The following is an 11819-nucleotide window of genomic DNA, read 5'->3' as shown; positions in this document are numbered from 1 at the left end:
ACAGGCCACGGTGCGATAAGGGGAGGGCGTAGGCATGCGCAAGCGAAGGCTAGCAGCGCGGGCTTTGGAATTACTTGACGTGGTTGTCCCGCGTGAGTGCGCGGGGTGTGGCGGTGTGATTGTTGCGCCTGCGCTCATTTGTGAGCGGTGTCAGAAGCATTTGCGACTGCCGCCGCGCCAGATCTCTCGTCCGGTTCCCCTGGGCTTGCCTGTCTGGGCATTGGGTCCGTATTCAGATGTGCGCCGCAATCTCATTGTCTCGATGAAGGAGCGGGGAAATCGTGCGGTGCGTTCCCATGTGGCGGCTGTGTACACAGCTGGTATTGAGTATTTGCGGGCGCGAGGGGAGATACCAGAAGAAATTGTCTTGGTGCCGGCCCCGACGAGGCTGAACTCCGCCCGCGCGCGTGGTGGGGATCCCGTGGAGCAAATCTGTGAAAAAGTAGCGGCGAGCTTGCCCCACATGCGCACGTGTACTGCTTTAAAAGTGAGGGAGTTGGCAGCGGACCAGTCTGATCTTAATGCAGGTCAGCGGTGGGAGAACATGCGTACTGCGGTGCATCTGACGCGGGCAGCGAGCCAGGTGGCGGGGACGCGCATAGTGCTTGTCGATGATGTGGTGACCACCGGTGCGACGCTTAGCGCTAGCGCCGCGCGGCTGCGCGGTGCAGGGGGAGTAGTAGACGGTGCAATCGTACTGGCAGAGGCGTAGTTATGTGAGGTTCAGGGGTAAATTTGCGACCTAAAGGATCCCTTGGTTATGACCACTGGTAGCATGAAGGGTGTCACAGGGAAGCAGTGAAGTGGCCCAGGCAATTGCTGGAGATTCAAGTCCAAGCGAGGAAATGTCTAGAGTCCTTCAAACTGCGGAATGTGCAGTCATTCAGTCCCCACGAGATAAGGGAGGCAACTCAATGTCCCAGCCCACCAACGCTCAGGTCACAATCACCGGCCGTAACGTCGAGGTCCCAGATCACTTCCAGGAGCGCGTAACTGAAAAGCTGGCCAAGATTGAACGCCTTGACCCGACTCTGACCTTCTTCCACGTGGAGCTCCAGCACGAGCCTAACCCACGTCGTGAGGCAGAGTCTGACCGCATCCAGATCACCGCTACCGGTAAGGGCCACATCGCTCGTGCCGAGGCTAAGGAAGATTCCTTCTACGCTGCTCTGGAGACCGCTCTGGCAAAGATGGAGCGTTCTTTGCGTAAGGTCAAGGTTCGCCGCGAGAACGTCAAGTCCGGACACCGTGCGCAGAAGGGCACCGGTGAGCTTGCTGCTGAGATGGTTGCTGCAGCTGAGAACGAGCGCGCCAAGGAAGAGCGCTACATCGATCCTTATGCAGAGACCGTCGAGGACGTACGCCCAGGCCAGATTGTTCGTTCCAAGGAGCACCCAGCTACTCCGATGAGCGTCGATGAGGCCCTCAGTGAAATGGAGCTGGTCGGCCACGACTTCTACCTCTTCATCAACGAAGAGAACAACAAGCCGTCTGTGGTTTATCGCCGTCATGCATTCGACTACGGCATCATCTCCCTTTCTGAGGATGCTGGCGAAGCTTAAACGGCACGTCCCAACTCGGGCTTAAGCTCCTAGAGCTTCCCTCGTCCCCTGCCGCTCATTGCACAAGCGATGAAGTGGCAGGGGGTGAATTCGTTTTGCGCAACGGTATCGCCAGTTTTAGCTGGGCCGCTCAGAATTAGGGTCAGAATAAGGCTTTGTGGAGCGAGTGGGTACAATGACCTGAAGTTAACTATTTTGTCGCGACAAGAAGGACTATCTAGAAGTGTTTGGACTTTCCAAGCTGCTCCGTGCAGGCGAAGGACGTACCGTCAAGCGCCTTGCAAAGATGGCTGATGATGTTATTGCTCTCGAATCCGAGTACGCCGCGCTGACTGATGCAGAACTAAAGGCAAAGACCCAGGAATTTAAAGACCGCCTGGGTAACGGTGAAGAGATGAATGACATCCTTCTCGAAGCTTTCGCCACCGTGCGTGAAGCGGCTTGGCGCGTTCTGGACCAGAAGCACTACAAGGTACAGATCATGGGTGGTGCTGCCCTCCACTTCGGCAACGTTGCCGAGATGCGTACCGGTGAGGGTAAGACGCTGACCTCGTTGCTGCCTGCTTACCTCAACGCACTTGAAGGTAAGGGCGTTCACATCGTTACGGTCAACGATTACCTGGCTAAGCGTGACGCCGAGATGATGGGCCGTGTGCACCGTTGGTTGGGTCTTAGCGTTGGCGTTATCCTCTCCGAGATGCGCCCTGCAGAGCGTAAGGAAGCTTATGCCTGCGACATCACTTACGGCACCAACAACGAGCTGGGCTTCGACTACCTGCGTGACAACATGGTGCGCTCGCTTGACGACGTCGTCCAGCGCGGCCACAACTACTGCATCGTCGACGAGGTGGACTCCATCCTTATCGACGAGGCACGTACCCCGCTCATTATTTCCGGTCCGGTCGACGGCTCCTCCCAGTTCTACAGCGTCTTCGCGCAGCTGGCGCCCAAGATGCGTGAAGGGATCCACTACGAGGTTGACCACAAGAAGCGGACCATCGGCGTGCTCGAGGAGGGCGTTGAGTATGTCGAGGATCAGCTCGGCATTGATAACCTGTACGCACCAGAGCATTCCCAGCTGGTGTCCTACCTGAACAACGCTCTGAAGGCGGAAGAGCTCTTCACCCGCGACAAGGACTACATCGTCCGTAACGGTGAAGTCATGATCGTTGACTCCTTCACCGGCCGCGTTCTGGCAGGCCGTCGCTACAACGAGGGTATGCACCAGGCCATTGAGGCCAAGGAAAACGTGGAGATCAAGAACGAGAACCAGACTCTGGCTACCGTTACTCTGCAGAACTACTTCCGTTTGTATGAAAAGATTTCCGGCATGACCGGTACCGCAGAGACCGAGGCAGCCGAGCTGCACTCCATCTACGGCCTCGACGTGGTGCCGATTCCGACCAACAAGCCGAACCAGCGTGCGGATCACTCCGACCGCATCTACAAGACTCAGGAAGCTAAGTTCGCTGCGGTTGTCGATGACATCGCTGAGCACGTTGCGGCGGGCCAGCCAGTTCTGGTTGGTACCACCTCCGTTGAGCGTTCCGAGTACCTCTCCCAGCTGCTGACCAAGCGCGGTGTGAAGCACTCCGTGCTGAACGCTAAGCACCACGAGGAAGAGGGCCAAATTGTTGCTCGTGCCGGCCGTCCAGGAACGGTAACGGTTGCGACCAACATGGCAGGCCGTGGTACCGATATCGTGCTGGGTGGTAACCCAGAGGTCATCCTCGATGAGAAGCTGCGTGAGCGCGGCCTCGACCCATTCGAGGATGAAGAGCGTTACCAGGAGGCATGGGATGCAGAGATTGAAGAGGAGAAGGAGCGTTCCAAGCGCCTCGGTGACGAAGTCCGCGAGGCTGGCGGCCTCTACGTCCTGGGCACCGAGCGTCACGAGTCCCGCCGTATCGATAACCAGCTGCGTGGCCGTACCGGCCGCCAGGGTGACCCAGGTGAGACCCGCTTCTACCTGTCCATGCGTGATGAGTTGATGGTTCGCTTCGTGGGTCAGTCCATGGAGAACATGATGAATCGCCTGAACGTGCCTGACGACGTCCCAATCGAGGCCAAGATGGTCTCTAACTCCATTAAGGGCGCGCAGGCACAGGTGGAGAACCAGAACTTCGAAATGCGTAAGAACGTCCTGAAGTACGACGAAGTCCTCAATGAGCAGCGCAAGGTTGTTTACGCTACCCGCCACGACATCCTCGATGCGGGTGACATCAAGGACAATATCCGCGACATGATCGATGACACCGTCTCGGCATACGTCGCGGGCGCTACGGCCACCGGCTACGTCGAGGACTGGAACCTGGACGAGCTGTGGAACGCACTCGAGTCTCTGTACGGCCCGACCATGAGCCACGAGTCCCTCGTTGAGGGAACCGAGTACGGTTCCGCCGGCGAGCTCACCGCTGAGCAGCTGCGCGAGGCCCTGGTTGCTGACGCTAACTCTGAGTACGACAAGCTTGAGGAAGCTGTCACCGCGATTGGCGGCGAGTCCCAGATGCGCAGCACTGAGCGCATGGTCATCCTTCCGATCATCGATCAGAAGTGGCGCGAGCACCTTTACGAGATGGACTACCTCAAGGAGGGCATCGGCCTGCGTGCGATGGCGCAGCGTGACCCACTGGTGGAGTACCAGAAGGAGGGCGGCGATATGTTTAACGCCATGAACGAAGGCGTCAAGGAAGAGACTGTGCGCCAGCTGTTTATGCTCCGCAAGCAGTTTAAGGCGCAGGAGGAAGCACAGGCAGCTGCTCCGACCTCGGACACTACTGAGGCATAGTGCGAAGATAAGACGCACGTGCGACTTATTTAACTGAGTGCCTGGCCACATTTGTGGTCAGGCACTTTTAAGTTCTAGACAGATTCCTATAATCTGGGACAAAGATATTTAGAAATTCATTTTCGATCGCCTTTTACCCCTGAGGAGACTGTCGTGCGACGTCGTTCATTACGCCTAGGTTTGTCGGCATTTTTGTCGGCTACTTTGTTAGGCGGTACGGCGCATGCCTACGCGGTTGCGGAACAAGAGCCACGCACGTGCCACCAGTACCTGGCGGCGGCTGGTAGCGATGAGCTCTTCCCCTCTGAGGAGCATGAAAAGCTCACTGTTGAAGATTGTCTGAAACGCATCGAAGAGGGACAGCCAGAAGAAGGGTCAAAAATTCCTTCGGTTGGTCGAATTGGCGTGCTTTTTAGTGGTATCGCTTCGATACTGACGGCGGGCATCGGCGTTTGGACCTCATTGGATTGGACCGACATCCTAATTCAGCTGGGGTCCTTGTAATTACCCTCGGAAATTGTGTCCGAGAGTAAGCATTCTGAAAGCCGTTAGCCGGTTGTGCTGGTATGAGCCAGTGAAACCATGGCGGTTTTCTCCAAAGTCGACGGACCCAAAGAATTCACCATTGGCTCGTGCATGCAGGCTGCGCATACGCACGGGTACAACTTGATCCTGTGGGCGATGGTTGAGCGCCCAAGCACGTAGGTGAACTTTGATGTCACGGTTGTACTTCGTACCCTCGAGCTGGTGCAAAGGGCGAAGGCCGCCTGTAGCTTCTAGGGCGATGGCTACAAGTTCCAGAATCTCTTCACGTTTGGAGAGAGCCTCCGCGCTTGGCTGATGTGCGTAGCGTATCCGGTCAGGCGCAGTGTAGAGCTTCAGGTAGCTGAAGCCGGGAATTGGGGCGTACATTCAAAAAGCCTTCCTGCAAGGGGGACAGGAGGCGAACGCACCATCATTGTGCCATGAGAAGCGGCCGAGCGCCTAGCTGTGAGTTTTCTGTGAGGGGTGGGCGCGATATTTTTGTGTTTTAGATATACTTTTGGGCGTTAAAAACTAACTCCTACTCAACAGCAAAAGGACTTTCTAGATGCGCGGTCTAATCGTAGATTTCGTTGGTGTGCTTGATGGCACCGAGGAAGACGTCAAAAGGTGGCGTTCTCTATTTGCGGCAGCGAAGGCCAACGGCGTAGCAACCGCAATTTTGTCTAATGATCCAGGCGGCCCAGGTGCAGAGCATATCCGCGAGTGGGAGTACCGCGGAATCGTCGATGCCGTGGTTCTTTCTGGTGAGGTCGGCGCTGAAAAGCCAGAGCTCGCAGCCTTCCAAGCGGCGGCGGATGCCATTGAGCTGCCGATCAATGACTGCGTCATGGTGGATGATTCCATTTTGAATGTTCGCGCAGCCGTCGATTTTGGGATGGTGGGCATGCTCTACACCGTTTTTGAGCGCACCAGCGTTGAGGTACAAGCCGTGTTCGATATTGAAGGTGAGTTCTAAGTGTCCAAAGTTCGCGTCTACTTGCCCGCAACTTTTGCGATGCTAAGTGAGCTGAAAGAGACCGGTCAGCTCGCTGCGCGATCTGGTTGGGGATTCACCGTTACTCCGGCTTTGCGTGAGTTCTACACGGAGGGCGACGAAGAAGAGATTGCATACTCCGCTTTTCTGGAAGCCTCTATGGCCTCGTTGCGTCTATTGGCCATCGGTGATGAGGAAAGCTTCCCGCATCGCCGTGTAGTTATTTCTGTCGATGTTGATGATTCCGTGGTCACCCCGCATCCAGACATGGGAGACCCAGTTGTGAAGCTCGACCCGGCAGTCATTACTGAATCCCATGTGCAGGCGATCCATGTGGACGTCGAGGAATCGGAAGAGGCCACCGCAAAGGCGATCGAGGTCATCGACAGCGCTGACTTGGGCTTCGAAGACGCGGAGCTAGCAGTAGGGGACGCGCTGGACAACTTCATGGCTTTCTATGATCCCTCAGAGCTTCCATTCCTTGTAGAGCTGCTCTAACAGAGGACTACATATTTTTCAGCTCGGTCGAAGGATCCCAGCGGAAAAGCCGGGCAAAAGGCTCTGGCTTAAAAGTTGGCTTAAAAGTTGGCTAGTTCTCCCACTCCACGTTGGTGCGCAGGGCCGCTAGGAGCTTGCGGACCGCGTCACGTCGACGAGCCGACGCTGAATCCTCGTTGATGTTGAGGTCCAAGCCGCACTCGGGGTCGGCTGGTGGGCCAACGTGTGTGCAGCCACGGGGGCAATCTTCAATTGCGGCTGCTAGGTCGTCGAAGACACCGAGGATGGTGTCGGCGTCGACGTGCGCTAAGCCGAAGGAACGAATGCCCGGTGTATCGATGATCCATCCGCCGTGCGGACACGTCTCCTTGGGTAACGGCAGGGCAACAGACTGCGTTGAGGTGTGACGGCCCTTGCCCACAGCTGAGACCTCACCGGTCTCGCGCTGGGCGTCTGGCACAAGACGGTTAACAAGGGTTGACTTGCCCACGCCGGAATGGCCGATCAGCGCGGTGACGTGTCCATCGATGACGTTGTGGACGGCATCCAGGCAGTCATTGACGCCGGCTTCCACCACCGTGACGTCTAGGTCCGCGAATTCAGCCGCAAACGGGGAAGGATCGGTGAGATCCGTTTTGGTCAGGCACAGGACCGGGTGCACGTTGCCGACGAAGGCGGCGATGAGTGCTCGTTCGACAAAGCCCGACCGCGGTGGGGGATCGGCAACTGCGGTAACGATGAGCATGCGGTCCGCATTGGCTACGACGATGCGCTCATAAGGGTCGGTGTCATCCGCGGTGCGGCGCAGCACCGACGTGCGATCTTCTAGCTTTACGATGCGGGCCAGCGTGTCCTTGCGGCCGGTGGTATCGCCGACGACGCCTACACGGTCACCCACCTCGACAGCGGTGCGGCCTAGCTCGCGGGCGCGCATAGCGGTGACTAGCGGGCCGTCGTCAAGCGCTACGCCCCACCGTCCGCGATCCTTGGTTACCACCATGCCGAACCTGGCGTCCTTGTGCTTGGGGCGGTCCTTCGTACGCGGGCGGGAGCCTTTGCCAGGACGGATTCGGACATCGGACTCGTCATAGGAGCGAGCGTTCCTAGCCACGGTTGCCCTCCAGCATCTGCTCCCACATGCCGCTAAAGCCTGGCAAGGTCTTGGACGTGGTCTCGATGTCCTCGACCTCCACGTCTGGCACGCGCAGACCGATGATGGCGCCAGCGGTAGCCATGCGGTGGTCGGCGTAGGAATGCCACTTTCCGCCGTGGAGGGGTGCGGGTTCGATAAGCAGGCCGTCGTTAAGCTCAGTGACGTTGCCGCCTAAGCCGTTGATTTCCGCAGCGAGTGCAGCAAGCCTATCGGTCTCATGCCCGCGCAGGTGTGCAATACCAGTAAGCCGGGAAGGAGTGTCCGCCAGAGCGCATAGGGCGGCGACAGTAGGCGTGAGTTCGCCGACGTTGCTCATGTTGAGCTCAACGCCATGGATCTGGCCATCAGATGCGCCAATCACCGTCACTGCGTCCGCGGTTTGCTCGATGTGCGCGCCCATGGCGGTGAGGATGTCGCGGATGGCATCGCCCGGTTGCGTGGTTTCCTCTGGCCATTGGGGGATGGTGATGCGGCCACCAGCGACTGCTGCCGCGGCCATAAATGGGGTGGCGTTAGATAGGTCAGGCTCGATGCGCCAGTCTCGCCCCGTGATTGGCCCTGGGTGGACCGTCCAGGTGTTCTGGCCTTCTTCGACTTGGACGCCGGCCTCGCGCAGCATCGCGCACGTCATCTCGATGTGCGGCAGGGACGGAAGGGGACCGCCCTCGTGCTTTACGGTGATGCCCTTTTCAAAGCGCGCACCGGAAAGTAGGAGTCCGGAGACGAACTGGGAGGAGCCGGAGGCGTCGACAGTAACTACGCCGCCTTCAGGGACGGCCAAGGACGTGATGGTAAATGGCAAGCTATCGCCCTCTACCTCGACGCCGAGATCGCGCAGCGCATCCAAAATGGTGGACATGGGGCGCTGGCGGGCCTGTGGGTCACCGTCGACATGAACGGGTCCGTTCGCAAGTGCCGCTACAGGCGGCAGGAAACGCATGACTGTGCCGGCTAGGCCGCAATCGATGCTTGCACCATGCAGTGGCCCAGGGGTGACGTGAACATCGTTGCCTACGTGTTCAAAGGCGACGCCCATGTTGGTCAATGCCGCCTCCATGAGGCGGGTATCGCGTGATTGCAGAGGATAGCGCAGGATGGATGGCCCGTCTGCCAACGCCGCCAGAATGTAGGCGCGGTTGGTAATTGACTTAGAACCCGGCACGGGCTGTTTCCAGTCCAGGGGAGCGGATGCGAGTGGGGCGGACCAATACAAAGACATGTAGTCCATAATAAAGGGCATGTGCGGAAGATTTGTTTTGTTTACCGAGTCTCTGCTCGATGAAGTAGGCAAGTGGGAGGGAATCGAGGAAGTTCACGCTCCCGAAGGGCTGCCCCCTGCGCGCTATAACATAGCGCCCACCCAGCCGGTAGCCATCGTGCGCGTCCAAGAGCGCGCCGCGCGTGTGGAGCCTGCACGCTGGGGCCTGCTTCCGCATTGGAAGAAGGACTTGGATGGCTCACCCCTGTTTAACGCGCGCGCTGAGACCGTGGCTACCAAGCCTTCCTTCCGCGAGGCTTTCAAGCGCAATCGCTGCATCATTCCTCTCGACGGTTATTACGAGTGGAAGGCTGAGAAGCCAAGCCCCAGCGGAGGGGTAAAGGCGAAGGGGAAGAAGACTCCGTACTACGTGACTGGGCCGGAAGGCATGTTGTTTGCCGCTGGGCTGTGGGCGACTGGCATGGAGCGGCTTTCGGCCACGATGATCACCACGGAAGCCACCGAAGAGATGGCGTGGCTGCATGGGCGCCTGCCTAAGTTCCTGACTGCGGAGGAGATCGGCGCGTGGCTGGTCGGTGAGCCGCTGCTAGAGCCATCCAACGTGACTGGATTTAAAGTGCGTCACGCAGACCCTGCGGTGGGTAACGTGCGCAACGATTGCGCGGAACTCATCGCTGAGCAGCCGCCGACGTCGTTGTTCTAGGAGTCGGCCACGAGGTCGGCAAAGGTGACGTCGAGGACTTGGGGGAGAGCCTCGGCGTTCATTTCAATATCGAGGCCACGGCGCCCGCCGGAGAAGAAGATGGTGTCGAAGAGGACGGCCGTCTCATCCATTGCAGTGGGGAGCACGTTCTTTTGGCCCAACGGGGAGATGCCGCCGGGGATGTAGCCGGAAGACTTGGAAGCGTCCTTGGGATCGGCCATGGTGGCCTTTGAAGCCCCAAACGCCGCTGCGGCCTTCTTGAGACTCAGCTGATGGGAGACGGGCAGGACACAGACTGCGAGTTTCCGCTTTGGTCCCTTGCCGGCGGTGAGATCGATGACCAAGGTCTTGAAGATGCGTTCGGGATCAATTCCTAGTGCTTCTGCCGCGTGATCACCGAAGTGATCGGAGCCGCCTTCAAAAGTCGACACCTCGTGCGGGATCCCAGCTTCTTCCAGAAGCTTGAGAGCTGGGGTAGCAGAGTGCGGTGTTTTCTTCGACTTGGACATAAACGGCATTTTAGTAGGTGGCTTAAACCAAGCAGTTAGGATGGTAGGCGTGGCTACAGAAACGATAAGTGCCAAGGAGCGCCAGCGCCTCTTTGAGGAGCAGGCGCTACCTTTGCTCGACCAGCTCTACGGTGGCGCCATGCGGCTGACCCGTAATCCGCAGGATGCCGAGGATCTCATCCAAGAGACCTACCTTAAGGCCTATAACAATTTTGGTTCCTTTAAACAGGGCACCAATTTAAAGGCATGGCTTTACCGCATCATGACCAATACCTACATCAACTCCTATCGCAAGGCTAAGCGCCGTCCGGCGGAGTTTTCTGCAGATGAGCTCAGCGATTTTCAGCTTTACACGACCTCAGGACATGATTCCACGGGCCTTGAGTCAGCAGAAGTTGAGGCGCTCAAACTCATGCCGGACTCTACGATTTCTGAGGCAATGAATGACTTGCCTGAGGACTATCGCATGGTGGTTTACTACGCCGATGTTGTGGGATTGGCGTACAAAGAGATCGCCGAAATCATGGATACGCCCCTCGGAACGGTGATGAGTCGACTCCACCGTGGAAGAAAATTGCTACGAGTTGCGTTGAAGGACGTAGCAAGAGAAGTAGGCATCGGTCTCAATCACCCAGACATGGAGGAGAAGTAATGAGCAACGCGACAGGAAACAACTGCGGTGCGTGTAATTCTCCCGAGGTCCAGGCACTATTCTGCGAGCTCTTGGATGAGCGCACGAGCTATGCGCGAGCCCTCGAGATTCGCGAGCACATTGCTAGGTGTGACGAGTGCCAGTCCCGTCTAGAAAGCGAAGAAGTGGTGCGCGCCCTGGTGCGGAAATGTTGCTCTGGTACTAAAGCGCCGCAATCGCTGCGCCGACGCATCACCGTGGAAATTACTCACGCTGAGGTGACCTGGGGCTAGAAGCCTCAACTCCGGGCGCAGTCCAAGCCGCGGAAGACCGGGGCGTAAAGCAAAAGGCTCGCTCCCACGAGGGGAGCGAGCCTTTATGTGCTGCTTATTTATGCGCTAGGACGCTTGCCGTGGTTTGCACTCTTCTTACGGCGATCCTTGCGCTTACGACCACGCTTAGACATGGGCGGCCTCCTTGCTAATAGGTGAGCGGATAATTTACTTACCCACTGACTTTAGTGTTTGGATACACCGGTGGGGAAATCGGGCTAGGTTTATTGAATTTTCTTGAGTCTTAGACGGTGACTCGTGCGCGGCCGCGACCGCGGTTGCGACGACGCTTGAGAGCGCGGCGCTCCTCTTCGGACATACCGCCCCAGACACCAGCGTCCTGGCCGGACTCAAGTGCCCACTTCAGGCAGGAAGTGGCAACTGGGCAGCGATTGCAGACCAGCTTGGCCTTTGCGATTTGGGTAAGTGCAGGGCCGGAGTTGCCGACTGGGAAAAACAGCTCTGGGTCTTCGTCGCGGCAAACGGCTTCGTGGCGCCAATCCATGATTGAAATCTCCTAACAAAATTTAGACAGCATGACATATCCCTGCAGCCCATGGGAATGGGGCACAGCAAATGTCGGGGAAGAAAGTAAATCGGTCTGCGTTCAGTGGGGCTCTGTCTCGAGGTAGAGCCAGCGTCGACGCCGCCATGATTTACTTGGTGTTTACTCGAAGTTTTCTCCAAGTTACGGACCGCTTAAACGGCTCGTTGTTTTGCTACTTGAAAATCATGACATGTTTACCTCGATCCCGCTAGGGTTCGGGGGTAAATTGTGGCAAAGCTCACTATGCTTAGGGCGAGTGAGACGCAAAAAGGGGCGATAGTTTTCCTGTAAGAAATCTGTCAGAACTTCGATAAGCAGGATCTTTAGCATGTTTTTGGTGAGTGTGGTGACTTGGATC

At 57.5% G+C, this 11819-nt stretch carries 14 protein-coding genes; 9 read left to right on the top strand and 5 right to left on the bottom strand.

Annotated features, from left to right (window positions below; genetic code table 11):
* Positions 1 to 115 precede the first annotated feature (115 nt).
* The 6 genes from CHU71_RS09645 to CHU71_RS09620 all read left to right on the top strand — a co-directional run bounded on the left by CHU71_RS09645 (position 116) and on the right by CHU71_RS09620 (position 6367).
* Positions 116 to 712, top strand: coding sequence for a ComF family protein (locus tag CHU71_RS09645; protein ID WP_236593767.1), 597 nt, complete (start codon positions 116 to 118; stop codon positions 710 to 712).
* A gap of 202 nt (positions 713 to 914) precedes the next feature.
* On the top strand, positions 915 to 1562 hold the full coding sequence (gene hpf, locus CHU71_RS09640) for a ribosome hibernation-promoting factor, HPF/YfiA family (protein ID WP_005528170.1): 648 nt from the start codon (positions 915 to 917) through the stop codon (positions 1560 to 1562).
* A gap of 223 nt (positions 1563 to 1785) precedes the next feature.
* Entirely contained in the window at positions 1786 to 4350 is a 2565-nt protein-coding gene (gene secA, locus CHU71_RS09635; RefSeq protein WP_046645110.1) for a preprotein translocase subunit SecA, read from the top strand.
* A 153-nt stretch (positions 4351 to 4503) separates the two neighbouring features.
* Positions 4504 to 4854, top strand: coding sequence for a hypothetical protein (locus CHU71_RS09630; RefSeq protein WP_141740914.1), 351 nt, complete (start codon positions 4504 to 4506; stop codon positions 4852 to 4854).
* A gap of 586 nt (positions 4855 to 5440) precedes the next feature.
* The gene (locus CHU71_RS09625) at positions 5441 to 5851 is read left to right on the top strand and encodes an HAD-IA family hydrolase (RefSeq protein ID WP_005528174.1); all 411 of its coding nucleotides are present in this window, start codon (positions 5441 to 5443) and stop codon (positions 5849 to 5851) included.
* Between the two features lie 39 nt (positions 5852 to 5890).
* Positions 5891 to 6367 (top strand): hypothetical protein, encoded by a 477-nt coding sequence (locus CHU71_RS09620; protein WP_187272079.1) that lies wholly within the window; start codon positions 5891 to 5893, stop codon positions 6365 to 6367.
* A gap of 91 nt (positions 6368 to 6458) precedes the next feature.
* Here CHU71_RS09620 and rsgA read toward each other — a convergent pair whose 3' ends face one another.
* Together rsgA and aroA are read right to left on the bottom strand one after the other, a co-directional pair.
* Positions 6459 to 7478 (bottom strand): ribosome small subunit-dependent GTPase A, encoded by a 1020-nt coding sequence (rsgA, locus tag CHU71_RS09615; RefSeq protein WP_005528176.1) that lies wholly within the window; start codon positions 7476 to 7478, stop codon positions 6459 to 6461.
* Positions 7471 to 8760 (bottom strand): 3-phosphoshikimate 1-carboxyvinyltransferase, encoded by a 1290-nt coding sequence (gene aroA / locus CHU71_RS09610; protein ID WP_147760923.1) that lies wholly within the window; start codon positions 8758 to 8760, stop codon positions 7471 to 7473. The genes rsgA and aroA overlap by 8 nt, the downstream gene beginning before the upstream one ends.
* On the opposite strand from aroA, the gene CHU71_RS09605 reads away from it, so the two are divergent.
* Positions 8759 to 9442 (top strand): SOS response-associated peptidase, encoded by a 684-nt coding sequence (locus CHU71_RS09605; RefSeq protein ID WP_147760922.1) that lies wholly within the window; start codon positions 8759 to 8761, stop codon positions 9440 to 9442. The two genes, aroA and CHU71_RS09605, sit on opposite strands and share 2 nt — an antisense overlap.
* Here the strand turns inward: CHU71_RS09605 and ybaK are convergent.
* Positions 9439 to 9960 (bottom strand): Cys-tRNA(Pro) deacylase, encoded by a 522-nt coding sequence (ybaK, locus tag CHU71_RS09600; RefSeq protein WP_187272066.1) that lies wholly within the window; start codon positions 9958 to 9960, stop codon positions 9439 to 9441. The two genes, CHU71_RS09605 and ybaK, sit on opposite strands and share 4 nt — an antisense overlap.
* Before the next feature lie 31 nt (positions 9961 to 9991).
* Here ybaK and CHU71_RS09595 point away from each other — a divergent pair, with 31 nt between their 5' ends.
* A complete protein-coding gene (locus tag CHU71_RS09595; RefSeq protein ID WP_147760920.1) occupies positions 9992 to 10603 on the top strand; it encodes a sigma-70 family RNA polymerase sigma factor in 612 nt (203 codons plus the stop codon).
* Entirely contained in the window at positions 10603 to 10875 is a 273-nt protein-coding gene (gene rsrA / locus CHU71_RS09590) for a mycothiol system anti-sigma-R factor (protein WP_147760919.1), read from the top strand. The genes CHU71_RS09595 and rsrA overlap by 1 nt, the downstream gene beginning before the upstream one ends.
* A gap of 98 nt (positions 10876 to 10973) precedes the next feature.
* Here rsrA and CHU71_RS13200 read toward each other — a convergent pair whose 3' ends face one another.
* Both CHU71_RS13200 and CHU71_RS09585 read right to left on the bottom strand, forming a co-directional pair.
* A complete protein-coding gene (locus CHU71_RS13200; protein ID WP_096030696.1) occupies positions 10974 to 11048 on the bottom strand; it encodes a 50S ribosomal protein bL37 in 75 nt (24 codons plus the stop codon).
* A gap of 110 nt (positions 11049 to 11158) precedes the next feature.
* Positions 11159 to 11419, bottom strand: coding sequence for a WhiB family transcriptional regulator (locus CHU71_RS09585; RefSeq protein ID WP_005528182.1), 261 nt, complete (start codon positions 11417 to 11419; stop codon positions 11159 to 11161).
* Positions 11420 to 11819: the final 400 nt, after the last annotated feature.

Source organism: Corynebacterium sp. LK14, from assembly GCF_008042215.1.
Lineage (GTDB): Bacteria > Actinomycetota > Actinomycetes > Mycobacteriales > Mycobacteriaceae > Corynebacterium > Corynebacterium striatum.
Note: the sequence above shows the minus strand (reverse complement) of the source record. Positions and strands in the feature narration are given on the sequence as shown.

Excerpts from the sequence above, each read along its gene's own strand:
- CHU71_RS09625 (WP_005528174.1), top strand. The coding sequence starts at position 5,441 with ATGCGCGGTCTAATCGTAGATTTCGTTGGTGTGCTTGATGGCACCGAG.
- ybaK (WP_187272066.1), bottom strand. The coding sequence starts at position 9,960 with ATGCCGTTTATGTCCAAGTCGAAGAAAACACCGCACTCTGCTACCCCA.
- rsrA (WP_147760919.1), top strand. The coding sequence starts at position 10,603 with ATGAGCAACGCGACAGGAAACAACTGCGGTGCGTGTAATTCTCCCGAG.
- CHU71_RS09620 (WP_187272079.1), top strand. The coding sequence starts at position 5,891 with ATGCTAAGTGAGCTGAAAGAGACCGGTCAGCTCGCTGCGCGATCTGGT.
- CHU71_RS09585 (WP_005528182.1), bottom strand. The coding sequence starts at position 11,419 with ATGGATTGGCGCCACGAAGCCGTTTGCCGCGACGAAGACCCAGAGCTG.
- aroA (WP_147760923.1), bottom strand. The coding sequence starts at position 8,760 with ATGCCCTTTATTATGGACTACATGTCTTTGTATTGGTCCGCCCCACTC.
- CHU71_RS09595 (WP_147760920.1), top strand. The coding sequence starts at position 9,992 with ATGGTAGGCGTGGCTACAGAAACGATAAGTGCCAAGGAGCGCCAGCGC.
- hpf (WP_005528170.1), top strand. The coding sequence starts at position 915 with ATGTCCCAGCCCACCAACGCTCAGGTCACAATCACCGGCCGTAACGTC.
- CHU71_RS09605 (WP_147760922.1), top strand. The coding sequence starts at position 8,759 with ATGTGCGGAAGATTTGTTTTGTTTACCGAGTCTCTGCTCGATGAAGTA.